Below are 24,652 nucleotides of genomic sequence, written 5' to 3' on the forward strand. Positions count from 1 at the left end.
GGCCGCGTGAATTGCGGATCGGCACAGCCCGAGAAATCCGCCTAATTCAGCGACCGGCGACTTCGGTGCCTTGGTCGGTATATGTGACTTCACCGAGCTTAGCCTTCAGCCGGTTTTCCTGGCGTCGCTTGGTATAAGCCGTGCTGCGCGCCGCAGTCTCCTGCACAAGGGGATCATTGCGCATGTCGATAGTCGCGATGGCTTCGTCGGTATAAGGAAAGAGATCCTGACGGCCCCAGGCACGCCAGGCCTTGGCCACGCTCAGGCGTAGACGGATATAGGTATAGGCATAAGCTGTAATGGTGCGCACGAAGCGCCAGGCATAGCGCGCATAAAAGCGGACCGGATTTTCGAGCGGCATGCCATAGCGCCGCTCATGGCGGTCGATGATGCGGCCGAGCCCGAATTCAGCGAACGCAACGCCCTCGCGCCGTGGTCCCTCGCGATAGGCGATGAGATTATACAGCGTCGTCAGCCGCATGCCGTTCTTGAGCTGTACCCGGCGCTTGAATATCCGCTCCATATGCTCGAAGTCGTAATAGCGTTCGCTGGCTTCATGGAAAACGGCGTCAAGCTCGGCGTCGCTCATGCGTGCGTGATGCGTCACGCGGTGATTGAGGTCATATTTATTGAAGTCGGGGTCCATCCATACGCCCGCATCCTTCATCTTCTTGTGGTCCTCGCTGCCGGGCAGCGGGGTCAGGATGTTGAAATAGAGGACGTCGATCGCCAGTTCCCGCTTGATCAGATCGACGTCGCGCAAGATGGACTCCCGGGTATCGGCGGGAAAGCCGATGATATAGCCACAGCTGACCACCACGGGATGGCGCTTCCAGTCCAGCACCATTTCACGATATTCCTCGATGCGGTTCTGGCGTTTTTTGGCCGCCTCCAGATTGTCGGGGTTAATGTTTTCGAGCCCGATGAAGATCAGCCTCACCCCGGCCTGCACGACCTTGTCGATGAAGCCGGGGATGCGATGCGCCATGGTATCGACTTGTATCAGCAGCCGAACTTCCAGCCCCTCCCGCTCGCGCAGCTCGATCAGGCGGTCGCAATAGGCTTCCCAGTTGCGGTTGCGGGCGAAATTGTCATCGGTCACGAAGAACTTGGTGACGCCCGCCGCTGCATTCCGGCGAACAATGGTCTCAAGTTCGTCTGCCGTGCGGAAGCGGCTATGACGGCCCTGCACATTGATGATGGTGCAGAAAGAACACTCAAATGGACAGCCGCGCCAAGATCGAAGCTCGACCAATGCGTGAAGGAACGCCGCACGATGGGCCCCGGCAGGAGCGGCACCGGCGAGCCCGGTAGGATGGGTTCTTTCTTAAGGTGGTTGTAGAGTGGCTTCAGCGTGCCCGCCAAGGCGTCTTGCAGCACGGCATCCAGGCGATCGGGCTCGGCTTCGCCGGCAAATTGGCTGACGCCGAGGTCACGAGCAAGCGCCAGCTCCTCGGCATCTTCGCCGAGCATGGCGACACAGCCGGAAACATGGAAGCCGCCGATGCAGACCGGAACGCCCGCCTGGCGCAAAGGCCGCGCGATGTCCATTGCCCGAGGATACTGGTTGGTTTGCACACCGACGAGCATGACGATGGCCCGTGTTCCCTCAGTGCCATGGCTCTTCAGGATGGCCGGGACGTCAACCCGCGTATTTGTTTCGTCGATTGCATGGACCTGCACATCGACACCCGCACCGAACACGCCGCGCGACGCTGCATCTTCGACCAGGGCCCAGACGCAGGCGAGCGAATTGGAGGGAATGGCGGAGCGAATCCAGCGGATCGGATAACCATCGTCGTCATACCGCGTGGCCTTGATAAGCCATATGTCGACACGGTCTATCGGTGCTGTTGGAGAAAGACCGTCGTTTGCCGACTCGATGAGTGGATGCCCCCGCATGCGATGCCCCCAAATCTAGCTACTTCTAATTTAGCTTTATGCACTCCCCTTGCTACGTCAAGGGGATATTAGAAGATCTTGATGTGATGGACGCGAAAGTGACGCAAATAGGGGGACATCGGCCGACGCGTAGCGCTGCAAGCGCTGCGCGGTCTGGGAATGCGGGGCACAGCGGGATGGTGGTGAGCGCCTGGTTCTGGTTTGAGGGCGCTTGATCCGGAATAGGATCAAGGCCTCCGGTACGGTCTTCGACCGAACCCGGATGACTGGCTTACTCATTACTGATGGGTGTGGATGTCGCTGGCCGGTAAATATCGGTCGAATCTGGAGACCACTGGAGCGCGGGGTAACCCCGTGCTCCACATTTTGCGACCAGATGACGTAGGTGGAAGCTGGTCTGCTTAACCGACCTTATGCCTGTCTGGCTTTTCTATTGGCATAACGCTTGTCGCGTTCAGCCTTCCGGGCAGCCTCTTCCTCGATCTCGCGAGCGATGCGGTCTTTCTCCGCTGTCTCGCGTGCTTCGATCTCGGCCTTGGCGGCGGCTTCAGCGGCAGCCTGACGTTCTACGGCCTCCACCTGCATGCGCTCGCGTTCCTCGATCTTTGCTCGCTGCTGCTCGGCGTGTCGCTTTTCCCTGGCGGCGGCAACGGCCTGGCGCTCCGCCTGCTTGGCAAGCTTGACGGGGTCGTTGCTGTCTTTTGCCGCGCGAAAGGCGTTAAGAAGAGCAGCTTTCGCTTCCTTGGCCGCGCCGCGGCGATCGGAAAGTTCGTTGTTTCTGGCGTTTTTCAATGCTCGGTCCTGGTTGTTTGTCTTCTAAGCCGAAGCTCAGATTTTTCCTGCGCGTTTTGCGGCAAGGGCAGTGGCCACTTTAAGCCGCATCTCTGATTCCTTTGCCTCGCGGGCTTCCCGCAGACGCAAAGTCTTTTCCTGCCGTGCCCGGACAAGCGAGTCAAGTTCATCGACCGCGCTGTTGCGAGCAAAAAACTGCGACTGCGCATCACCGAACGCAATTTCTGCCTGTTGGCGAGACTTGCTGTGCTTCTCTGTCATGGGGCGTCCTGGATTTGAGGGCCGCTAAGCGGGCGTCAATAAAAAAGGCCAGGCAACTTGCCTGACCTCGCTGGTATCATGCTCTCAACAGTGCCGGTACATCCGCGGTCAAAGGAAAGCAGATCTCAATTCAAGCAGCCTGAAGGTTGCAAGCAGACAGTTTGCCCGACTTGTTGTCGCGCTCAAGTTCGTAGGCGATCTTCTGGCCTTCGACGATTTCGCGCATTCCGGCGCGCTCGACGGCAGAGATGTGAACGAAAGCGTCAGCGCCGCCGTCGTCAGGCTGAATGAAGCCGAAGCCCTTTGTGGAATTAAACCATTTAACTGTGCCAGTGGTCATGATGAACCCTTTCATAGCAATATTGAAAAACCGTGACGTAAAAACATCCCGGATGATGATAACGATTTTTGAAAGGAAGGTTCGTTCAGGGCGCGGTGCTAAACGCGCGGTAACCAAAGCTCAGCAAGCAAAATATCGACTTTCAGACCCTAGGCGTTCTCATTACGTTTGTCAACTTTTAGTTTTTTTCGTGCCTGGCTGCGTTATATAGTTGTATTTTTCAGTCCTGCAATTCGGCTGGGATCAATGGCGGTCTGCTCTGATCCCGTTGGCATCAGCGTCGATCTCGCCAAGCCCGCATCATATCGTACAAGAGTGACGCCGTCTGTATTGCGGATATTACATCTCTCAATATCGTGCACTGGCTAAAATTGTGGAGGATATGGGAGCGAACCGTTTGCCCATGGGGAGATGATTTTCATGAGAAACGCAGTTCTCCACTTCAAAATCTCCCTTGCGTGCATCTTGCTTTGCACAATTGCCCCCTCCAATGGTTTCGCCGAGGACCTGCAGAACTCCGGCAGGCTATCAAGTACGGCTGAGATTGAGCGTATTGCTTCATCGCCCACGGGAACAGTGAACGCGCTGGATTATGGCCTCGTGAGTGACCCCTCCTGTGCAATTGATGCGACGAAATCGCTGAATGCAGCGGTCGCGGCAGCGGCTGGCAGAAAACTCATTTTACCTTTGGGAATCTTTTGCCTGAACACGGCAACAAGTACTTTGAAAATTGCTTCCACCACGGAAATCCAGGGACAGGGTGCTGCAACCATCATCCAGTGGAATGCGCCAAGCGGCTCTCCGGCTTCGCCCGTTGTTGATGTGCTCGCCTCGGCACCCGGTACTGTCATTGACAATCTAAGCATAGACGCACTACCGGCGGGAGCGTCCTATACGACACCAGCATATTTCGGCAGCAACCCCTGGGGCGGCGTTGCATTCGTGATCCAGGCTGATCGGTTTCACGGAACGAATCTGCGGGTCAGCGAAGGATATAATAATTGCATTGGCATCGGCGCCATGAAGGGAAGCGTGGGTGTCTGGGCAAGGCCTTCGTTTGTAATTCTGGATAATATCCATACGTCGAATTGCGGCTCCGGCAATGAAACGAGTGGTCCTATCCTGGGGCATAATGGAGCGGGGATAGACAATGGCGGCGGCAGCGGCGCGATTATCTCCAACGCAATTGATGTTCAATCCTATGTCGGATTCATCAATGACATCGGCGGAGGAGCGTACGGGACCTGGAGCAATATCTCCTCATACGGTGCTAAAATCGATCCAAAAAACAGTCATCTGGACCAATCCGGAATTGGCTTTGCCACCTATTCTCCAAATTCGGTTTACAGCAACATCGCGGTCTATAATCCTGAAAATTATGGGATATGGAGCGATTTCTACGCCTCTGATTCCGTATGGTCGAACGTCCTGGTCAAGAATCCCAAAAAATACTGTGTGAACTTCAAGGGACCGGCGACATTCAATAATCTGCAATGCACAGACCCCAGTGCTGCCGAATTAGGGGCATACCCCGCACTGCTCATCGACACCTCAGGAGCACCCTGGGTCCAGAGTCTGACTATAAACAACTTCAGCTTGTCGGGGAAAAACCAGAGCGTCGCCATCCAAGCAACGAGCAGAACCACCAAGAACAACATGATGGGCCTGATCACGGCCGGTCCGTTGAGCGGCGTCAACGCCGCATACAGCATCGATAGCACGATTACTGGCTTGCAGATCGTCAGCAAAAGCGCGCATGGCGTTGGATACGGAACTTCTTTTGCCGCTTACCCATGGGATTTTGCTGGAACGCTGAGAGCACAGCCATCCACCCCAAATGCCTCCTGGAAAACCTGCGCCTATGGCGACAACACCTGTACCAACGGTGGCAATGTCTATATCGCAGACTTTGCCTCTCCAGGAAAACGTCTCGGCATGGGGTATGATCCGGTCAATGATCTCTTTGTTTTTCAAGGCATACAGGCGGGCGCTTTAGCGAAACCGCTGGCGCTTAACCCGTCTGGCGGCAGCGTGCAGATAGGGCAGCAATCACTGCCCAGCGATGCCTCTACGGGGTTCCCATATATACCTGCGACAGCCGGCGCTCCCGTAGGCGTACCGACTCCTGTGAACGGTATGGTTCCCATGCAATACGATACGACCAATCATAAATTCTGGATCTATGACGGCGGTTGGAAAAGCGTCACCGTCAATTGATCTGCATATTTGAAAATGAGCACAAGCTGAACCGGTTTGGAATCGATTTTCCGCCCGGCTCCGAATTTGCGTTGCGAGGATATCGCGCCAAGGTTTGGCCTGCTCGCTCCCACATGGCGGGCGAGCGCACTCGAAGTGCAGCTTATGGATCAACCAAAATTATCTCACGATATGCTCACATTTTTTTGACGCCACTGCGCCGACGAATGGACGTTTCGGCCATTTCCTTTGCGGCATCCCTTTCTTATTTCGCACTTGCACAAATATGAATGTGCTAATTTGCCGGGCTAGGGTGCACCCCCAGCCTTCTGTCCGGCTCCGAAGCAAAAGGACCAGACAATGAATGATTTGCTAAAAGGTATATCGAGCTTTCGCGGCGCGGTCTTTCCGAACCATTCGGCGCTTTATCGCAGGCTAGCCCAGGAAGGTCAGCAGCCGCAGGCCTTGATGATTTCCTGCGCGGACAGCCGGGTCATGCCGGAGACAATCACGCAGTCGGGACCGGGGGAATTGTTTGTGTGCCGCAATGCCGGCAACATCGTTCCTCCATTCTCCACCGCAAATGGCGGTGTGTCTTCTGCCATCGAATATGCCGTCCTCGCACTCGGTGTCCGCGACATCATCGTTTGCGGCCACTCCGATTGCGGCGCGATGAAAGGGTTATGCTGCCCGGAATTGCTGAAACCGATGCCGAATGTCTCTGCCTGGCTGAAACACAGCTATGCCGCCCACTCGATCGTTTGCGAGGCCTATCCGGCCGATCTGTCAGAGTGGCAAAAGGTCCGGGCCGTGGCCATGGAAAATGTCGTTGTTCAGCTGAACCATCTTCGCACGCATCCCTCCGTCGCAGCCAAGCTTGCAACCAACGATGTGACGCTACACGGCTGGTTCTTCGATATCGAAACGGGCGAGGTCCAAGTTTACGACGGCGCGGCGGCGAGCTTCACCGAAATATACGAGGACCGGCCATTGCCGGTCGCCGTGACCGGTCGCGGTCATCCGCGGGTCATGCCGCAGGCTGCGACAGCCTTTGCTGCGGAGTAGTATCATGACCAGCAGCTCCACACTTTCCCGCGACTTTGCTTCCTCCCTGGTCGTTTTCCTCGTCGCCATCCCTCTTTGCCTCGGTATTGCCGTCGCCTCGGGCGTGCCTGTGGCCATGGGCCTGATTTCCGGCATCGTCGGCGGCATTGTGGTCGGCTTCCTGGCTGGGTCGCCGCTGCAGGTCTCAGGTCCGGCCGCCGGTCTTGCTGTGATCGTCTTCAGCTTTGTCGAGCAATATGGGATCGCCATGCTTGGACCGGTGCTGGTCGTCGCCGGGCTTCTGCAAGTTCTTGCCGGTTTCCTCCGGTTCGGCTCCTGGTTTCGGGCAATTTCGCCCGCTGTCGTCCACGGTATGCTCGCCGGCATCGGCATCCTCATCATTCTCGGGCAGGTGCACGTCTTGATGGGTGCCCAGCCGGCGGCTGGCGGCATCGAGAATGTTACTGCCATGGAGAGAACGATCGGGCGTCTCTGGGGGACCGGGTTGACGAAGGAGGCCGCCGCCTTGCTGGTCGGTCTGATTTCCCTGCTCGCCATGATCGGCTGGGAAAAATTCCGGCCAAAATCGCTGATGTTGGTGCCCGGTGCGCTTGTCGGCGTCGCGGCGGGAACGGTGCTGACCGTCGCCCTGCAATTGCCGATCGCCAGGGTCGATGTGCCTGCCTCACTGATCGAGAGTATCTCGCTGCCGACGATGGACGGCTTCCGGCAAATGGTGCAGCCGGGCATTATCGTCACGACCTTGGTGATTGCGGTTATAGCCAGTGCCGAGACATTGTTGTCGGCCGCTGCCGTCGACCGCATGCATGATGGCGTCAGGACGCGCTTCAACAAGGAGCTTTTCGCGCAAGGCATCGGCAATGCGCTGTGCGGTTTTCTAGGCGCCTTGCCGATCACCGGTGTCATCGTCCGCTCTTCGGCCAATATCCAGGCCGGTGCGCGGACACGGGCCTCGGCAGTCCTGCATGGCGTCTGGATTCTGGGGCTCGTGGCGCTGCTGCCGCAATTGCTCGGCCTCGTGCCGCTGACGGCGCTCGCGGCCGTGCTGCTTGTCACCGGATGGCGGCTGATCAGCCTTCATCATGTGCGCCATCTGTTCGATCATCATGGCTGGGTGCCGGTCGGGATCTGGGCGGCGACGGTCGCCATGGTCGTGGTGCAGGATCTGCTTGTCGGCGTTGCGCTTGGCCTAGCGCTGTCGATCCTGGAAGTCTTCCCGCATCTGCGACGCAAACTCGCCATTGACCGGTCAGAGGATGCGGATGTGGTTCATGTTGCTCTCGCCGGCGTGGCGACCTGCAAGGATGTGCCGGTCCTTCTCAATATGCTGGAGACGCTTCCCGCGAGCCGCAAAGTGCGGATTGCCGGTGGGGGCCTGCACTATCTTGACCACACCTGCGCGGAAACACTGCGCGAATGGTTGAAGCGGGAGAAGAAGATGGGCCGTATTGTCGAGATCCAGCATCCTCCCGCCGGCCGTCATCCTCGGCTGATACCGATTTTCGAGCGGTTGTCGGCGGAAGTTGCATGAGATCGAACAAGCCTAACCGAAGCCTCGGCACATAGAAGGCTGAGACGCTTGATCTGAAATAGCGAGCTTGCTGATTGGGATGGTCCAACCTGTTTTCGGCCATTCCGATTGGTAAGACTATAGGCCGAGCCCTTCGGTCTAAGTTGGTCCGCGGTTGAGTATCTCTAGGGGCGTGACCTCATGGAGCCCATCGGCTGCGATTGGGTATCGCTATTAGCGGTGCCGATCGTCTGTCTGGAGATGTGACCATCGGCTTTCTGTGAGATGTGGTCGGTGTCTGGGAGTTGCTTGCTCCGATACTCTTGCCCCGCTTGCTCGGAGGGCGGCGCTGGAGGGCGGGGCTTGTGCTTGGTTTGTTTGGCTTGCTCATTCCCAGATAGCGGGCGATGGCATCGAAACCAGGCTGAACCGCGCGTTTAACTTCAGTCGTGAGTTCACTTTCCATGTCGCAGGCAAGGGCGATCGCTTGCCAATCGATCTTGCCGGCTCTTGTGGGAGGATTCGATCGAAACTGAACAAGACCAATCATGTAAGCCCGGACGTTTTCGAACGTCCGCTGCTGCAGTAATGGCGCCAGACGCAACGTACAGAAATCCGAGATCTTACGTTGGAAGATCTCCGGGGTGGAGGATTGATAGTGGGGGGCCATTCATGAATTCCTTGCATGCGACGCGGCGTGAACGCCGGGGTGTGGGCTGCTAAGGCAAGCGGGTTAATGAAACATAAATATTCAGCTTCTGATAAGAAAAAGAGCGACTTAACCGCTTAGAGCCAAATAGGGAAGACCTTTGTGCGTCGGTCTGCGGCGCCGAAAACGTTATCGCCGACCGTGTTGTGCGAATGGGTGTGCTCTTGTAGCGCGCAAAATCACGTGGCACTGCGCGCAAGATCAGATGGCAACAGAAATCTATTGTTTGAGAGGCCTTAAAGCATCAAAAAAGTGGCGTCACACCAGCTGTCCGCCAGCTTCCTTATTTAGGCGAAAACACGACTCTCGTCATCTGCGGCGATGCATCCACAATGCCACCGGCCCCAGCCTTCATTTCAATGCGAATACGGCTTCCGATAGCAACAGGCAGAGCATCGGTTTCAGCGCTCACGCTCACCTCGTCTCCGAACGTGGAGCCGAACGCGACTTCTTTGAACCCGCCGCCTCCATCGACCATAATCCTCAGGTCACAGCCGCTTTGCTGCGAGCCCTTGAGGTGAATACGGCTCTCTATATTGACCTCTGTCACGCCGGCTGGGACAGTGAATTCTCCTGGCTGATCGGATGATTTGAAGTCGATCCCCAAACCCGACGCGCCCTGGTCCGGTGCGAATGGAACGACCTGCCATTTCCCTGCGCCGGCTTGCGTCTGTGTGCCGAGTGTACCCAACGTAGACAGTTCGTGGTCGAATGCCTCCCAAATGATGCGCTTGTGCAGGGGGCTGCTGGTGAAGCGATACATTTCCGACACGGTCGATTTGCCCTTCAAGTCCCGCTCTGGGCGGTTCTTCGAGATCACGATATCCTCAGCTCCATTGACCCCATTGTCGGCGATATCGAGGAAGATCGTCCTTTCGCTCGCGAGATTGTCTGAGATGTTGCCGTTGCGGATCGAACCAACCGCCTTAATCGCGGTCTTTGTCACTTTCGCTTTATCCATGCCGCTATAGAATTTGTTGCGGGCGATGGTCGCTGAAGGGCACGTATCGAGAAAAATGTCGGTCTGTTCTGCGTCAGCTTTTATATCATTCCGGCCATAGATCAGGTTGTCGACAACATTGACCTGGCTATAGCCCTTGACGTGGATGGCCTCATAGCAAGCGTTTATGTGGCTCAACGCCACTTCGATGTACGGTAGGCCAACTGGCTTCGCCTCGAAGAAGACGCCATGCCCAACGCGCACCATATAACAGCCGTGCACCTTGAACCCTTCCAAGCTGGTGGGGCCGTCTGACCGGCACGCGTAGGCGAGGTTGTACATATGAGTATCGGTCATCACGACATCGTTCGACGATGCCAACACCAACCCGTCACCTTGCGGGTCTGTGTCCGAGAGGCCATTGAACCAGCATCCGATGATCTGTCCGTTGCCTTTGGTTCGGATCTCAAGCCCTCGGGCAAAGAAGTTCTGATCATCCGGCGAGTTGGCGCCGAAGCCAACATCCTCGATGGCGAAGCCCTTCCCGACCGCGGCCTTTGCCCATTGCAGTTTCAGCGCCGTCCCCTGGTTCTCCCGCTGCGGCAGGAACGATATCCCCTTGAAGGAATACTGAGAGCCAGGCGCACCGTTCAGGGAGATCCCAACACCATCGCACCGAATAACGGTAGAGGCCATTCCCTCTCCGGATATGGCGACTCGGACGATATCCGGAGATGAGACGTCTATGGGCGCGTCGAGATCGTGCGGCGCACCTCCCGGCAATTGAATATTGATCCCAGATCCAGCCGCTTCTCTAACGGCGTTTTCAAGCTTGGCTCTGAATGATTGCCCCTGAAAATCCAACACCGACCAGCTTGTTTTCTGGTCGGTGCGAACTGACGGTGCCGCCAGTGAATTGTCTTGGCCGAAGGCCTTCGATGTCACCACCGAAAGAGCCAAGCCCTGAACGAACGTTCTACGCTTCATCGCCATTATCCTTGTGCGGTCGAACCGATGTCAGGTTATGCATCTAGGGAGACTTGTCGGAAATTATATGTCCGTCACGAGCTGAGCATTATTAGGAAATGTTCAGAAAACCATTTCGACCGCCGCGTGCTTCTGGACAAACCAAATTCCACTACCCATAAAAGACGAACATGTCTTGTGGGGAAGATACTATGATACCTTTTGATGTCGCCTATACATCCATCACCGGCAACAAGCGTAGGATGATGGAGGCCCGAGGCAAGGGAACGTCCGGTGCCGAACGCATTCGATTGCATTACCCAGACATCGTATCCGCGCCCAAATTCAAACTCTCGAAGGACGATACCTTCTTTACCATCGGCTCTTGTTTTGCCCGCAATGTCGAAATAGCGCTGGCGGATCTCGGTGTCAAAAACATCACAGCCGATTGTGCCATTCCAGGCGAGTTTTATGAGCTCACTGGCCTCGGCGCGCGAAACGGCGCGCTTAATGCTTATACCCCCTCTTCTATGCGCGACCTCATCCGACTGCACGACATGGTATCTCCCGAAACGATCGGCCTCGTGCAGACCGCTGACGATGAATATGTCGATATGCTGGTTTCTGGCATCAAGCCGACGTCCGGCGCGGATACCAAATCGATCAGGGACAAGATACTGAACGTTTACGGGCGCCTACCCGACGCTTCCGTTGTCGTGATCACGCTCGGCCATACTGAAGCCTGGTTCGATGCCCGCGATAACGTCTATGTGAACCGCTCGCCAAGCACCCGCAAGCTTCAGGCGCACGGAGATCGGTTCAAGTTCGACCCAATCTCACCTGTTTCCGCGATTTCGACTGTCGATGAGATCGTGAATGATGTCAGGAGACTCACTGACGGTCGTGCGAAGGTGATTTTGACCGTGTCTCCCGTTCCGCTGGGCGGCACCTGGACGCAAAGAGACGTTGTTTCTGCCAACCTGACGTCTAAATCCATGCTGATCGGCGCGGCCGTCGCCACAGCAGAGAAATATGACTTTGTCGATTACTACCCGAGCTATGAGCTGGTGATTTATGGCGATCCCGCTTCGACCTGGCAGGACGACGGCGTCCACATTAAGCCGGAGCGGGTCTCCAAGGTTATAAAGCAGTTTGCCGAGACCTATTTCGCTTGATCCTTACCCCACATCGGACGGGGCGTACTCAAGCTTGATATCGGTAACGTACATCTTGCCGTTAGAGACCGCCCCGCCGACGCGAATAAGGAAATTATCGATCGTGTCTATCGGCCGGACGTGCTGATAGACTTGGGGCGTGGTGTTCGTGATATTGATCGTGGTCGACGGTGCGCTGTCGCTGTCGGGCACGGTGGAATGGGCAATCGTCACGTAACCGGATTGTCCAGCGGCGGACACATAAGCCTTAAAGGACACCCTCACAAATCCACTTGCAAAAAGCGAAAAACCCACAGGCGTGCAATCGGCGTAGCTGTTGTCGTTCGTTTCGATGCAAACCGGATGCCCGGATGCCTGAGCGGTATTTCTCGTCCATCCGGATCCGGAAGTCGCGGTCGTCCAATAAGATGTGCTTGCCGGCCGCGAAAGCCATCCCGCCGTATTGACCAGCGACTGCAAAGTTTCCGGATACGGGTACCAAGTCAGATCATCGATATCGATGTCTATTTGACGCAAAACGTTGGAGCTGTCGGCGAAGGTATAATAGCGCTTGCGCTGCATATTCTCGATGAAGTTGCCACCAACACGATGACGACGCTGCCCAACCGCAGTATTGGCATAAGAGGTATCGCCTGCGACTGAAAAAGCGATGCCATAGTAGGTATAGCCGCTTTCCCGCACGACGCGGTTTCCTGTTACGGTCCACCCCAGTTCCTTCGGCAGGTATATGCCGCTCATAAACACTTCTGAGACTTGCGAACCAGTTGCGCCATCCGCAAGGCCTCGGCCGGCATCAACGACAGTATTGCCCATGATCAGACCGCCACGGCTCTTGCTTACGCCGATGCCCCCCGCAGCAGCGTTACGGCACATATTACCGATAATCTGCACATTATGAGGGTAGTCGGCGTCGCTAGCGGTCGTATACCCAGAAGCAATAACAATGTTGCCGTCGCCGGTCCCATCAAGCGTGTTGCCGATGACCTTCACGCCGCTCGAACCAAAATTCACGTTGATATTTTCTAGAGACCGCCACGCAAAGAGACTGACCGTCTCCCCTCCCGCCAAGGCGGAAGCCAAGGTATAGGTAACGGTAGGGCGCGAGCCTGGAGAGCTGTCGGTGCTATTCACCGTGAAAGACACCCGCAGGCCATTTACGAGCATGCCGAATCGCTGAACGTCTGCTTGCGCCCATGTCACCGTAAACTGCGTTTGACCGGCGGTCGCCGTAACAGTTTGATCCCATCGACGCGCCTTGATCGTGTTCCATGCGATAAGGCCATCCGTGGCACCATCAAATGCTTGGATACCGAACCCGAAATAGTCATCCATCGAGTTGAAGGCGCAGGTGAAATTCTTGCCCTTCAAAATGATCGGCGAGACGGTCGTTACGAATGCATCAAAGCTATTATAGCTGATATTGTTCCCAATACCGCTGTCCCGAACGAATATGCTGAACTTGCCGGCCCACCGATTGCGGCTAATGGAGCATTGCGAACCCGTCAATTCAAAGAGAACACCCGCACGCGATGGCTGATTGCTATCGAAGAAAATGCCTTCGATTGCCACTCTTGTGCCACCGACGGTTACGGCGGTTCCAGTCGTAACGACAATACGGCTTCCAAATTCCCCCTCAAGCTTAAAATCAGTGGCCGTCAGGTTGCGGGCGACGCCAGCCAGGGAATAATCGCCACGGGGCAGTGTCCATTTTCCGCCGAATCCGGCAGCTATGCTCAAGAATGACCAGAGGTCGGTTGCACCGTCTTTCTTCGCCCCGAGCTGCAATAAGCTGTATGCGCCTACCGGCGCCCATCGCACGCTGCCGCCGTTGGAAGGGTGTTCCAGAGGAAGCGCGGCTTCAGGGGCAGACATTCGGCGGCAATATTTTGCTCCACCGTCGCCGACATTATAATAACCGAGCAATTCGACATAATCCGCCGAAACGGGGACATTCGCCGACGCGAGGGCGGCCACGGTAGCGTAGCGAACCGAATTGGGCGCGGTAACCTGTTCCTCGACATTTGTCAGTCGATCGCCAGCGTCGATGGACTCTTGCGCGGCTACGCGCGCCTCCAAGGCATCTAAGTCAGGAGCGTAAGTTGTCGTATGGGTGATGTCCTCCCACCTGATGACCTCAATGTCCGTGACAGGGCTGACACCGAAAGTCTGGATGTAGGGGCGAGCATAGCGAGCATCCGCAGGAGCAATGAGATCTATGCCGTCTCCGGCCGATCTGGAGATTGTTGCCGAAACCAACGTTCTACCTGACCCCACCGAAAGTGAGGTAAGATCCCGGATTATCGTCAGCGGAACGGCGCTTCGATTTGCGCCCTGATCGTACCAAGCCATCGCGCAACGAACGGCATCATTGGACGGGTCGGGGCTGTTTGTTCGGCGCTGAACAACAAATTCGACCAAATAGATCTTATTTGGCTCAAGGGAATAGAGTGTTCTGCAGCCGATAAGCCCACTCCCGGAGACTCGAAGAATACGGCCGCTGTCATCGTATCTCTGTATACCCGTAGACAGAGGCGGGAGGACTGCCGGAACGCCCCCGTCAAGAGAATCGACGAAATGCTCTGGAGCGTCGCCCGGACGCCAGACCACCGGAAAGTCGGCCGCAATGCCAAGAATTGCGGCCTGCGTGGCATTGGAAATCGGCTTGTCGGCATCCGAGGTGTTGTCGACATTGGATACCCGAGCGGAAACGGCGGAAACGGCGGCCTGTAGCGCGGCCGTATCGACAAGGTCAGCAACTCGAACCCATGCGCTGCCATTCCAACTCCAAGTGCCCTTGTCAGAGCCTTGGTAAACTTCGCCCTTCTGACCAACACGCGTTCCGGAGCCCAGCGATGCCAAAGTCAAGCCGGTAATGGTACCTTCTTGCGCCGCATCGATTGCCTGAGCGAGCGGTCCTGTGCCGGCAAGCTGAGTGGCCAGATCAGCGATCGCCTGCACAGTCGTGGTGCCGTTGCGATTGACGAGGACCTCATCAGAGATCGGAACGCCGGTAAGATTGGTTGTTCTTACACCTGTGTCCATTTATTGCCCCTATCGAATAGTGACGGTGAAGGGACCGGCCAATGGGCCAGCGACACCGTCTGAGTTTTGAGGTTCAAGCCAGATGTAATGCGTGCCGGCAGCCAGGCAGGTTGCCGTCTCCTCGAAGACGACGGCGTTGTCGACCGAGCCGACGAATGCCGAGGTGGCGGAAAGCGCGAGCGTGTTGTTGCCAGACACCGCCTGGATGCGATCGGAAAAGTTGCCATTCGCCGACCTTGCGGTCCCGCCTTGAGTGGTGCCGCCAGTCAGCTGCGGCGTCAGCGTGCCTGCCGTGATGCCGGACAGAGTGAAGGCAATGCGATAGTAGATGCCGACCGTCGTGGCGCGTGCCTGCGAGAGGAGGCTTGACGTGCCTGACGCATGCGTGGCGAGACCGGACGCGATCGTCCAGCCGGTCCCCTTCGTCCAGCCGCTATCGGTGTCGAAGCCGCCGTTCGTGGCAAGGTTTGAGCGCGTCGTGTCGCCGATCGGCGTGCTGTAGCCCCGCGACGGCTGTACTGCGACCGCATCGCCAACCGCGTCCGTGGCACGATTGATGGTTGATGACATTGACCGGTAGATCTGTATCTGGACCGTTGCGGCATCGGCCGTCGTCGAGAACATGACGGTGCCACCGCCGAGCAGCGCGCCCACCGAGATCATGCTGCTGTCAAGCGCCAGCGGCAGGGCGGCGTCCTGGCCGCCGATCGTAACGTTGACGACGACGGTGGAGGTTCCCTCGCTGCCGGCAGCATTGAGCGCGGTCGCGCGGATCTGCACCGGCTGTCCGGATGAATAGCCCGAGATCGAGCACCCGCCATTTGCGGCCGGGAAATCGACGCTGTTCCAGGTCGATGCCCCGTTGAGGCGATGATAGACGCGGAACGTCACGCTTGGGACAGCGCCGCTGCCCGGCCGCAGATTGACCTCAAGGCCGCCGCTGACATCGGTTCCGGACACGCCGGTGCTGATCGAGACAATGACCGGAGCGGGCGGCAAGCCGGTGCTGTTGCCAATGTCATCGCCGACGCGGCCGGACCAAGGCGGCGGCACTTCGGCGTCCGTCAGCTCGTCGATGATCGGGCTGGCGTCGATCATGGTGAAGTTCGTAGCCATGTCCTGGGCGGCTTCGACGCGGGTAACTATCAGCGGCATGCTTTCGGTCAATGCGCCGCCGAAATGGATGATGTCTCCGGCCGTTGGGGCCGCACCGTCGCCGGTCAGGGTGACAACCATATGTTCACCGACATTCGTCCGCACGCTTCGAACGACGCTCGTGCCGATCGTGTCTTCCTCGTCGGCGTAGACGCGGAACCGCACCGCATAGTCGATGCCCGAGGACATGGTTACGGCGTCTTCAAGCTCGATCAGCTTGTCGGAGATCCATTTGACCCGCGTGGCGATCTGCGTTCGATCGAGAACGTCGTAGCTGCCCATGACCAGATCGCCGCGCGTAGCGACGCGAATGGGACCATCAACCGTCGACGTATAAACGTCGGGCCGATAGATCGCCTCGTACATTTTGCGGCGGCCTTCGATCCAGATCTCGCCCGGATCGGTCTTGCCGGGCAGCTCCAGCTGTTCGGTCAGCAGGATCTCGCCCGAATAACCCGGCCATGGCACCAGACGCTCCGCCTGCTTGTAATCGTTCGTCTGGTCGAGGAACTGGATGCGGAAGCCGTGCGGCGGTTCGAAATAGGTTCGGGTCGACTGGAAATTCCAGCTCACACGCGGGTTGATGTGATCGACCACGAGATCCTGCGGCCGGTCGATAACCACGCCATGGCGAATGCCGTCGTGCCAGGGAGTGGCGCGACCGGCCGCTGCGACCTCTTTCAGCCGATCACCGAGCGTGCCTTCGTCGTCGATCGCCTTGTCGTACTTCAGGCCCTTGGCCGAGCAGAACTCATGCCAGCTCTGGAGCAGCGGCAGGTTGACTTCCGAATCGGGAACCGGCTTCGGATTGGCTGGCGACTGGAGGATGTAGCGATAGGCGGACGCCGGATTAACGGTTTCCCGCTCGATCCATGTCTGCGAGGCGCTATCCCAATCCAGGCAGATACGGCTTGCAATCGCGCTGAAATTATCGAGCGCTCCGTTCAGCTGATAGGTCGCCTTGACGCGGATCGCAACGAGCGTCAGCGGAGACGTGAAGTTCAGCGGATATTCCGGCCGCAACGTCTGCAGCGCCACCCATGTCGTGCGCCCCTGGGTCGACTGACTGGTGAACTCGTCGGTCATACGCGTGACCTCTATGTCGTATCGGCCGCGCGTGGCAAAGTTCCAGGTGTACTGGCGATAAAAGCCCTCGAACTTCTTGGCGGTAAAATCGAGCGTTACGACATCGCTCCAGGTCTCGGTTCCGGCCGGGCGCTGGCGGATGCGGATTGAGACGGTGACCGACTTCTGCTTGCCCTTTTCATCGACCCTGCCGAGGCCGGCCGGGAAACCGGTGATGACCGACGCGCCGGATGCGTCGAAACCGGTCGTACGAATGATAGGGGTCTCGATGCCTGGGCCATCGATCTCGTCACCCTGGTCGTCGCGTTGCTCCGGCCGGGCCAGCTCGGCTCCAACGCTCTCTTCGTAGATCTGTGTCGGATAGAGCGTAACCGGCTCGTCCGTTGACAGACCTTCGCGGACCTCCTGCTCGATCTCGTCATAGTCGGAGAACGCCGTGTCGCCGATCCGGAATTCCGAGAGGGCAAGTCTCCCATAGCCGAAGCAGAAGAGCGCGCGGACATACTGCAGATCCCCGACGATCTCGGTATAGGAAGTCGCTGCGAATGGCGGCGCATAGCGGACCTTGCCCAGAATGAGCGGAACGACGCCATCCGGATCGAGCTTGTTGCGCCAGCCACTGATCTGGTAGCTCGTCTTCTTGTCGTTGTCGGTCGAGACTGGCGGGATCAAGGCATTGAGCAGCAGATTGCCAAGTACCGTCGCGCCGAGACCGATGATGCCAGCTGCAAACTGCGTGCTGATTCCGAGTGTGCTAGCAAGAGCCGGTGCCCAGACCTGACCGAGCGCTATTGCGGCTATCGAGACAACGACAGAGAGGATCGATCGCAGCGCATCGCGACCCGGCACGATCCGGATGACAACACGGACGCCAGCATGAGGATAGACACGAGACCAATATTCCCGCTCGATTACCGCGCTGCCTCGATCAGAAACAAGCACAACGCGCGCTTGGGAGAGTTCGTGCTCCGTCAGCCGAGGCAAGGCGACGGCAACAATCTCGGCGATCGACAGACCGGCATGCAGTTCCAGATCCACCCGGCCGGTTCCCGGATCAAAAAATGGAGCTGCGAGAACAGGTACAATGCCTTTTTGAACGGTCATTGAGCCGCCCTCAAAGGCATGCTGAAATGCCGATAAATGCCCGTGAGGCGATGTGCCCAACGGCCGGAGTTATAGTGCTCCAGGCGAGAATGATCGTCGGCCGATGTATGCAGCATCAGGCCGGGCGAAACCACAATACCGACATGTGCCTCCATATGACCGCGCCGGAAGACGACAATGTCGAAGCTTGCCGCCTGGACGGTTCTCGTCCACGTCTCACCCACGGCAACCGCGCTGATCAACGCGTCCAGCTCCCGGCGTTCTTCCGGCGAAGTGTATTGCTCGATATAGCTCGGCAGTTCGATGCCGAGAGCTTCCCCGTACACCAGCTTGGCAAGGCCCCAGCAATCGACGCCGGCGCGATCGCGACCGAACTCGACGTAAGGCAGGCCAATGTAATCGTTGGTCCAGTGGCTCATCGGTGCACCCCCGGAAACCTGTTCTTGGTCATCAGGCCGGAAGGAACCTTCTCGTCCTCGATACTTTCGCGGCTGATGGTGAGGGCGACTTCGCCGGCATTGATCTGAGCGCTCATCAGCTTCAGCCCGTGCCATTCCGCTTCAATCAGATCGGGGGAGCTGGCGAGAACGCAGGCGATGTTGACCGTCGCGAAATCGGTGAACGACCGCAGAAGCTTGGCGATATCGTTATCGACGTTCTCCAGGACGAGGCTGGTGTCTGTCGCGACGTCATCGATGTCGGAAGGAACGGTGGCAGAGGCCAGCACGAACAGGTAAGGATCGGTGACCGGATTGACGTCCATCCAGGTCGAGCGCGTGCAATACATCAACGGATCGTCCTGGAGCCTTTCCGTTGGGTCCGTGGACAGCAGGATCGGCTTATCGAGCGAGGAATGCTCGATGTAAAACAGCACGGCATAGATCTCGCTGGTGTTCTGGGCATCCTGCGCCAGGCGCGCGGTCAGGGACATACGCCTCATGGCATCACCCACACGGAGAAGGATTTTCGGAATTCAACGCCGACGATCGCTTCGGCCGGCATAGTGTCGCCGAACATGCAGAGCCACCGTGCCGATAGAAGGATCTGACGGCCAGCCGCCGTCAGAAGCGGCCGGCCATCGGCCGCGTAAAGCTTCCATCCGTCTGTCGTGGGGTCGGGCATATAGAACGGCTTCGAACCGCGCGAAGTCGTGCTGCGATGGAAGCGGTCAAAAATGGCTTTGCCGTTCCGGTCAACCAGGATGGACAGGCTGACCTGATCGGCGACCGAGGAAAAGCGTGAGCGATAGCTGGGAGGGCCGGCTTCGTTATTTCGTTTGAGACGGCTTTCCTGCGGCGAGCTTTGCCAACTCTCCCGCTCCGGCTTCGGCAATTCGATCGGCCAGGTCGCGACAGTCATAGGCGGCCATCCCGGCCGCGTCCGACCGATGGATAAGACTTGCCTGAATGTGCGTTGCGGAGTGCCATGACCAACCAAAGAAAAGGCCGGGAAGACCCGGCTGGATTGGCTCGATCATGGCCCGAGCTGGGCATGGCAAAACAGCCGCAAGGGCTTGTGGGTAAGGTGGCGAGGTGTCTGGAGGGTGAAAAACCCTTACACTTTTTCGGGGCGGTTCGCTAGCACCTGGTCAGCGGGAAATACCCCGTCGCTTGACGCCGAAGGTCCGATTGAGCGTCTTTGACGCGCCGCCGCCCTTGGTGCCCATGGCATCGCCGACCGTGTCGGAAATCACGAACTTCGTCTGGCGAGCGCCCCGTTCATCGGTCGTCTGCTCGGCCTGGACGTTTGCGCCGGAATAATTGTGGAACTCGATCTTGCCGAATGGATCGCCGCCCGACGGATTGACGACCGTCTGACCGCCGCCAACGACGCCACCGCGATCGTAGCCGCGATAGCCGAGGCGCATTCCTTCAACCACGGCAGCGCCGCCGGCACGTCGAACATCGTCCTGGCTCCAGATAACCTCGCCCTTGTGGGCGATGCCGGCCGGCTGCAACCTTCCGCCATCGCCGGTATAGCCGCCACCATCAAAACCCTTGGTCAGGAACGAAGAATACGTCGTATTCGGCTTCCAGAAGACGCTCGACGGATCGGAGACGCTACCCCCAAACAGCGAGGTGAAGAAGTTGGACGTGCCGCCGATCAGCGAACCGAACAGGCCACCTGTCGCCCCGGTTGCTCCATTGGTTCCAGCGCCAGTAACCATGCCGCCAAGGTTCTGACCGAACTGCCCGAGGCCGCTCCCAAAGACACCGAGGTTTTGCGTCGCCCCTTGCGAGCCAGCCGCCAATTTGGTGAGCGCCTGCGCTGCCTGGTTGCCAGACGATTGAATGTCTGGCCAAACGGCGGTTTGAGCTGAGGTCGAACCGCTCATCCCGCCCTTGTTTATGCCATCCCAGTTGCCGATGCCTGTCCTTGCCGCGCCGTACCACGACCCCCAACCGTTTCGTTTGGCATAATCGAGCGCGAAATCGACTCCGGCCGGCCCATTCGCGGCGAGCCGAGGATCAAGGCCGGTCTTGCTTTGGAAAGCGTTGCCGAGGCCGCCGCCCGTGTAGAGCTGAAACGGGCCGAAGGACGGCTCCTGCACGCCGTTCTTGAATACGCCGGATTGCATATTCCAGCTATTAAGGCCGCCTTCCGATTTCGCAACGTTAAGCGCGACGTTCGGATCGATGCCGCGCTTCAAGGCCGCCTGGGTAATGTAAGAGGCAATGGAGCCGTTTGCCGCTGCGCCGTTGTTGTTGGCGGCAGTCAAGGCGGAAGCCTGATTGGAACCGCCCGTCAGGAGATTGCCGACGCCGGCCGAGACGCCGCCATTGATCATGACGGTTCCCGCCGTCACGGCCATGGAGGCAACCGACTGCCCGCCGCCAACCATCTGCTTGAACGCACCGCTCAGTCCGCCAGCGTCAGCAATTGTGCCGTAGTTCGAGCCGGTCAACGCATTCTTCAGAGGGTTCGTCACGCCCAGCTGAAGGAGCGTCTTTTTGCATCGGTGGCAACGCTATCCAGAGCGCCTTTCACATCGCCCGAACTGAGCTTATCGACAGCGCCGTCTATGGCGTCTTCCTCGGCTTTTCGAATCGTGTTCCAGGCATCGGTCGTGCGAGAGAGCTGCTGGTTCCATTTCTCCGTTTCGACGGCGGCGGCGCGGATGCCCTTGGCAATGCCGCCGTTGGGATCGGTGCCCATCTGCTTGATCTTCGCTTCGGCGTCGTACTGCGCGAGAAGCATCGACTGATCGGTCGTTCCTCGGCCGGCGATCGACGTCTGAAACCGCAGGCGGTCGATGTTGCGCTGTTGATCGCTGAGATAGGACGCCGCATTGGCATTGCGCTGCGCCTCTGCCACGCCGTCATAGGCGGCGCGCAACTTCGTGATCGTATCGAGCAGCGCTGCTTTTTCCGCGCCCTCCAACTTCGCCGCAGCCAGGACCAGCGGCCGAAGTTGCAGCTCCGTCTGCAGAGCCGTAGCCGCCTGATCGGCCGTGATCGTACCGGCGGCAACCTGCGCAGTCAGCTTGGCCCGGATCTCGGTCTCGGTCTGCATGTCGGTCGCCTGCGTTTGCGCAGTCGCGATCGTCTCCTGAATGACCTTGTTGCGTTCACGGGCAACGCTCGCCTCAAGCTCGGTCGAGCCGATCTCCTGCGCTCCCAGCTGCAACCTTGCGCGCCGCGCTTCCAGTTCGGCCCGGATCGCCGGATTGCGCTCGTTCTGGATCTGGATATCGATCCGATCCAGCTCGCTCGCCCTGGCTTGCTTGTTGATCAACGCATCGAGCGCGCGGGTTTGGGCGTCGATCGCCGCCGTGATCCGCTCGCGCTGGGTATCGTCAATGCCTGTGACGTTCAGGCCGGACTGCATCGCTGCGATGCTGTTGCGATAGGATTCGATCCGCTGGGAATCGCTGTTGGCGGGCGACGCATCGGCGGCGCTGACCGCCGCCTGACTCAGCCTGATATCGTTCGCAGCTTTCTGGCGGGCGGCGGCTTCGTCGTCGCGCTTTTTTATCTGGGCATCAAGTCCGTCAACCTGCGCTTGAGCCGAACCGGTTCCCCAGCCGAAGGGCATGCTCTGCGCATTCTGAAGTCGAACCCGCGCCATGGCCCGCTGATCTTCCAGCGAGGGACCGTTGACGACATTGTCCGTGAATCGACCAACAGCATCCCACGAATTGCTTGCGTTCCTCGACACGAAATCCCATGCCCGGCCGAAAGCCGTCGTCGCTTCAGTGGCGCTGGCGAGCTTCCTCGGAAGCGCATCGAGAAGAACAGCTTGAGCCTCGGACTGCCGATTTGAGCGCGCAAGGTTCGTGGCCTGCCGCGCCGTGGCAGCGTCGATCAGGCCGTATTGCTGATAGAGTGCCTGCGCCGCTTTTTCCGGATCGGCGAACATCTGCGCCAACGCCTGGCCGGCTGCGTCGCTGTCCGTGCCGATAGTCGCGCCAAAATCCTTGCTGATCGAGATCAGCTTCTCGAAGTTCTCAGAACCGATCTTGCCGGTGCGCAGGAACGCCGCTTCCATCGAGCGAGCCGACGAAACCGAAATACCGGCATTGGAAGCACCGGCCTGGGCCGAGGCTTCCATGCTGGCTTGCGTGCCGGTCACTGCTCGGCCGAGGCCGGAAGCAGCGGTCTCGACTTCCTTGGTCGATGCCAGATAATCGCCCCACGCCTTGCCGCCGAGGGCGAGCGCCGCAGCGAGTGCACCGACGCCGACGGTAACAGGCGTAATGAACTTCGCCGCTCCGGACGCAAGCGTGCTGAAATCCTTCAGCGCGGCATTGACGCCACCCTGGCCAGCATAGAGCTGCAGGATCTGCGGACCCTGTTGAATGGCGACCATGCCGAGCGGCATGCCTCCGCCGATCCCCTGACCAACGTCGAACAGCTGATAGGTCAGGTTCTGACGACGAAACTGAGAGTTCCGGTCGCTGCCACCGTTGCTGCCATTGCCCTTGATCGCATCGATCGAACCCAACGCGGCCCGGCGCTGGCGGGTGAGCGCAGCCGTCATTTCGTCGGCCGAGATCGCGCCGACCTTGTGTGCCTCGCGGATATCGGCGACGGCGGATTTGTAGTTGGTAACGACAGCAAAGAGCGGATTGTATTTCGCGCGCAGCTGGTCGAGCTGCTGACCATAGGCGGTGATATCGGCTCCGCGATCGGGCGTGATCGTCACCCGATCGACAGCCGCCTGGGCAAAGGCCTTGTTGGCGGCAGCGGCGCTGGCGATCGACGAGGCAAGCGCATTGTAGGCGTTCGTCTCGCGGATCCTGAGATCGATCGCCTGCGACGCGGAGATAGCACCGACGCTCTGCGCCTGGTTGATCTGCTGAAGGGACGTCTGCAGTCTCTGTTGCGCGGCAATGAGCGGATCGAATTTCGCGGCGAGACGATCCAGTTCCTGACCGTAGGCGGCGATATCGGCGGCGCGGGAGTTCGTGTTCGCGGCCGGCTGCGCGATCCGCAGCTGGGCGTCGACCAGCTTCTGGATCTGGACGGCGGTGGTCTCAGCCGCCGTGCCAATACTGGAAAACGCCTGCTTGGTTGTCTGAACGCCAGCGCCGACCTGGCTGGTATCGAGCGTGACGACGGCGGCAAGTCTAAGAGGCGAAGCCATCAATCATCTCCACTATTGAGGACTGGCAGCGCCGCTTCCTCCATAACCCGTACGTCATCCCAAAGGTCGTCGGCGAAACGGCTCCTGCGGAAGACGATGTCACATGCCGTATAATCGAGACCAATCCAGACCAGACCCGCCATCCCGATGCCACTGACGCGCCATTGGGTATCGCAGGCAAGGAAGGCCATGAGGCTATCCCAATTGCAGTCCGCGACCGGATCGAAGTCTTCTTCCTCTGTGGTTCCCGGCGTGGGGATCTTCGCGCCCATCTGAGCAAACTCGCTGCGGAAGGTCGCGTTCATCGCGACAGGCCGGCTCCGGTCGATCCGGCCTGTTCTGTTCAATGCCCAGCTCTTGGCTAGGCTTTCGAGTTTCCCACGCGCGCCTTGTCGTTCGAGACGGCTTCCTCAAAGGCCTTGTTGAGGGCAGCGCGGATGCGATCATGATTGAGGGCCATATCGAGTGCAGCCGCCGTGAATGGGAGGGGATTCCCATGCTCGTCGAGGATACCGCGCCAGTTCTTGATGCTCAGATGATCCATCTTCCGATCATGAGCCTCGATCTTTGCGCCGATCTTTTCCCCTTTTGCTGTAGCGGCCGCATGGTCGCTCAGAAAATCATCGCCACTTGGCAGCTGTTTGACCAGGGCTTTGCGCTCGTCCTGGTTGACCTTCAGTTCATTGCGGCCACGAATGACGAACTCGACCTCGAAGGTCTCTTCCTTCAATGTCCCGGGATTGTCATTGTCCGGTTCAAGGACGGTTACCGGCCACCATGCGGTCAGGTTCGAAACGATTTTGAACATGTTTAAAAGCCCTTT

19 protein-coding genes are annotated in these 24,652 nt (G+C 58.4%); 4 read left to right on the plus strand and 15 right to left on the minus strand.

Annotated elements, in window-relative coordinates; all coding sequences use genetic code 11:
* Nucleotides 1-46 precede the first annotated feature (46 nt).
* The 5 genes from HB780_RS32915 to HB780_RS05895 form a co-directional block, all read right to left on the minus strand.
* Nucleotides 47-1,192, minus strand: a complete 1,146-nt coding sequence (locus HB780_RS32915; protein ID WP_286202980.1) for a B12-binding domain-containing radical SAM protein — start codon at nt 1,190-1,192, stop codon at nt 47-49.
* Nucleotides 1,099-1,902: a radical SAM protein gene (locus HB780_RS32920; RefSeq protein WP_286202981.1), complete on the minus strand. Its 804-nt coding sequence runs from the start codon at nt 1,900-1,902 to the stop codon at nt 1,099-1,101. The genes HB780_RS32915 and HB780_RS32920 overlap by 94 nt, the downstream gene beginning before the upstream one ends.
* 411 nt (nt 1,903-2,313) lie before the next feature.
* Nucleotides 2,314-2,694 (minus strand): DUF6481 family protein, encoded by a 381-nt coding sequence (locus tag HB780_RS05885; RefSeq protein WP_183689103.1) that lies wholly within the window; start codon nt 2,692-2,694, stop codon nt 2,314-2,316.
* 36 nt (nt 2,695-2,730) lie between these two features.
* Nucleotides 2,731-2,955, minus strand: a complete 225-nt coding sequence (locus HB780_RS05890) for a hypothetical protein (RefSeq protein WP_183689104.1) — start codon at nt 2,953-2,955, stop codon at nt 2,731-2,733.
* A gap of 130 nt (nt 2,956-3,085) precedes the next feature.
* Nucleotides 3,086-3,295 carry a cold-shock protein gene (locus HB780_RS05895; RefSeq protein ID WP_007691656.1) on the minus strand — a complete coding sequence of 70 codons (210 nt, stop codon included), beginning with the start codon at nt 3,293-3,295 and terminating at the stop codon, nt 3,086-3,088.
* A gap of 420 nt (nt 3,296-3,715) precedes the next feature.
* Here HB780_RS05895 and HB780_RS05900 point away from each other — a divergent pair, with 420 nt between their 5' ends.
* The 3 genes from HB780_RS05900 to HB780_RS05910 all read left to right on the plus strand — a co-directional run bounded on the left by HB780_RS05900 (nt 3,716) and on the right by HB780_RS05910 (nt 8,087).
* Entirely contained in the window at nt 3,716-5,512 is a 1,797-nt protein-coding gene (locus HB780_RS05900; RefSeq protein WP_183689105.1) for a hypothetical protein, read from the plus strand.
* 339 nt (nt 5,513-5,851) lie between these two features.
* Nucleotides 5,852-6,556, plus strand: a complete 705-nt coding sequence (locus HB780_RS05905) for a carbonic anhydrase (RefSeq protein WP_183689106.1) — start codon at nt 5,852-5,854, stop codon at nt 6,554-6,556.
* Nucleotides 6,557-6,560: 4 nt separating this feature from the next.
* Nucleotides 6,561-8,087, plus strand: a complete 1,527-nt coding sequence (locus tag HB780_RS05910; RefSeq protein ID WP_183689107.1) for a SulP family inorganic anion transporter — start codon at nt 6,561-6,563, stop codon at nt 8,085-8,087.
* Nucleotides 8,088-9,058: 971 nt separating this feature from the next.
* On the opposite strand, the gene HB780_RS05915 is transcribed toward HB780_RS05910, so the two are convergent.
* A complete protein-coding gene (locus HB780_RS05915) occupies nt 9,059-10,702 on the minus strand; it encodes a hypothetical protein (protein ID WP_183689108.1) in 1,644 nt (547 codons plus the stop codon).
* A gap of 191 nt (nt 10,703-10,893) precedes the next feature.
* Here HB780_RS05915 and HB780_RS05920 point away from each other — a divergent pair, with 191 nt between their 5' ends.
* Nucleotides 10,894-11,856 carry a GSCFA domain-containing protein gene (locus HB780_RS05920; RefSeq protein WP_183689109.1) on the plus strand — a complete coding sequence of 321 codons (963 nt, stop codon included), beginning with the start codon at nt 10,894-10,896 and terminating at the stop codon, nt 11,854-11,856.
* 3 nt (nt 11,857-11,859) lie between these two features.
* Here HB780_RS05920 and HB780_RS05925 read toward each other — a convergent pair whose 3' ends face one another.
* The 9 genes from HB780_RS05925 to HB780_RS05965 all read right to left on the minus strand — a co-directional run bounded on the left by HB780_RS05925 (nt 11,860) and on the right by HB780_RS05965 (nt 24,637).
* Nucleotides 11,860-14,898: a hypothetical protein gene (locus tag HB780_RS05925; RefSeq protein ID WP_183689110.1), complete on the minus strand. Its 3,039-nt coding sequence runs from the start codon at nt 14,896-14,898 to the stop codon at nt 11,860-11,862.
* Between the two features lie 9 nt (nt 14,899-14,907).
* Entirely contained in the window at nt 14,908-18,243 is a 3,336-nt protein-coding gene (gpJ, locus tag HB780_RS05930; RefSeq protein WP_286202982.1) for a TipJ family phage tail tip protein, read from the minus strand.
* A complete protein-coding gene (locus HB780_RS05935) occupies nt 18,240-18,662 on the minus strand; it encodes a C40 family peptidase (RefSeq protein ID WP_183689111.1) in 423 nt (140 codons plus the stop codon). The genes gpJ and HB780_RS05935 overlap by 4 nt, the downstream gene beginning before the upstream one ends.
* Nucleotides 18,659-19,183 carry a hypothetical protein gene (locus tag HB780_RS05940; RefSeq protein WP_183689112.1) on the minus strand — a complete coding sequence of 175 codons (525 nt, stop codon included), beginning with the start codon at nt 19,181-19,183 and terminating at the stop codon, nt 18,659-18,661. Before HB780_RS05940 ends, HB780_RS05935 begins: the two co-directional genes overlap by 4 nt.
* The gene (locus HB780_RS05945) at nt 19,180-19,602 is read right to left on the minus strand and encodes a hypothetical protein (protein WP_183689113.1); all 423 of its coding nucleotides are present in this window, start codon (nt 19,600-19,602) and stop codon (nt 19,180-19,182) included. Before HB780_RS05945 ends, HB780_RS05940 begins: the two co-directional genes overlap by 4 nt.
* 229 nt (nt 19,603-19,831) lie before the next feature.
* Nucleotides 19,832-21,172: a hypothetical protein gene (locus HB780_RS33345; protein WP_183689114.1), complete on the minus strand. Its 1,341-nt coding sequence runs from the start codon at nt 21,170-21,172 to the stop codon at nt 19,832-19,834.
* Complete coding sequence (locus HB780_RS05955; RefSeq protein WP_183689115.1) at nt 21,169-23,829, minus strand: phage tail length tape measure family protein; 2,661 nt, start codon at nt 23,827-23,829, stop codon at nt 21,169-21,171. Before HB780_RS05955 ends, HB780_RS33345 begins: the two co-directional genes overlap by 4 nt.
* Nucleotides 23,829-24,176, minus strand: a complete 348-nt coding sequence (locus tag HB780_RS05960) for a DUF1799 domain-containing protein (protein WP_183689116.1) — start codon at nt 24,174-24,176, stop codon at nt 23,829-23,831. Before HB780_RS05960 ends, HB780_RS05955 begins: the two co-directional genes overlap by 1 nt.
* A gap of 14 nt (nt 24,177-24,190) precedes the next feature.
* A complete protein-coding gene (locus tag HB780_RS05965; protein ID WP_183689117.1) occupies nt 24,191-24,637 on the minus strand; it encodes a hypothetical protein in 447 nt (148 codons plus the stop codon).
* Nucleotides 24,638-24,652: the final 15 nt, after the last annotated feature.

This window comes from Rhizobium lusitanum (assembly GCF_014189535.1).
GTDB classification, from domain to species: Bacteria; Pseudomonadota; Alphaproteobacteria; order Rhizobiales; family Rhizobiaceae; genus Rhizobium; species Rhizobium lusitanum_C.

What these genes read in the sequence shown, in the direction of transcription:
- HB780_RS32920 (WP_286202981.1), bottom strand. Translation starts at nt 1,902, where the DNA reads ATGCGGGGGCATCCACTCATCGAGTCGGCAAACGACGGTCTTTCTCCA.
- HB780_RS05890 (WP_183689104.1), bottom strand. Translation starts at nt 2,955, where the DNA reads ATGACAGAGAAGCACAGCAAGTCTCGCCAACAGGCAGAAATTGCGTTC.
- HB780_RS05895 (WP_007691656.1), bottom strand. Translation starts at nt 3,295, where the DNA reads ATGACCACTGGCACAGTTAAATGGTTTAATTCCACAAAGGGCTTCGGC.
- HB780_RS05900 (WP_183689105.1), top strand. Translation starts at nt 3,716, where the DNA reads ATGAGAAACGCAGTTCTCCACTTCAAAATCTCCCTTGCGTGCATCTTG.
- HB780_RS05905 (WP_183689106.1), top strand. Translation starts at nt 5,852, where the DNA reads ATGAATGATTTGCTAAAAGGTATATCGAGCTTTCGCGGCGCGGTCTTT.
- HB780_RS05910 (WP_183689107.1), top strand. Translation starts at nt 6,561, where the DNA reads ATGACCAGCAGCTCCACACTTTCCCGCGACTTTGCTTCCTCCCTGGTC.
- HB780_RS05915 (WP_183689108.1), bottom strand. Translation starts at nt 10,702, where the DNA reads ATGAAGCGTAGAACGTTCGTTCAGGGCTTGGCTCTTTCGGTGGTGACA.
- HB780_RS05920 (WP_183689109.1), top strand. Translation starts at nt 10,894, where the DNA reads ATGATACCTTTTGATGTCGCCTATACATCCATCACCGGCAACAAGCGT.
- HB780_RS05925 (WP_183689110.1), bottom strand. Translation starts at nt 14,898, where the DNA reads ATGGACACAGGTGTAAGAACAACCAATCTTACCGGCGTTCCGATCTCT.
- gpJ (WP_286202982.1), bottom strand. Translation starts at nt 18,243, where the DNA reads ATGACCGTTCAAAAAGGCATTGTACCTGTTCTCGCAGCTCCATTTTTT.
- HB780_RS05935 (WP_183689111.1), bottom strand. Translation starts at nt 18,662, where the DNA reads ATGAGCCACTGGACCAACGATTACATTGGCCTGCCTTACGTCGAGTTC.
- HB780_RS05940 (WP_183689112.1), bottom strand. Translation starts at nt 19,183, where the DNA reads ATGAGGCGTATGTCCCTGACCGCGCGCCTGGCGCAGGATGCCCAGAAC.
- HB780_RS05945 (WP_183689113.1), bottom strand. Translation starts at nt 19,602, where the DNA reads ATGACTGTCGCGACCTGGCCGATCGAATTGCCGAAGCCGGAGCGGGAG.
- HB780_RS05955 (WP_183689115.1), bottom strand. Translation starts at nt 23,829, where the DNA reads ATGGCTTCGCCTCTTAGACTTGCCGCCGTCGTCACGCTCGATACCAGC.
- HB780_RS05965 (WP_183689117.1), bottom strand. Translation starts at nt 24,637, where the DNA reads ATGTTCAAAATCGTTTCGAACCTGACCGCATGGTGGCCGGTAACCGTC.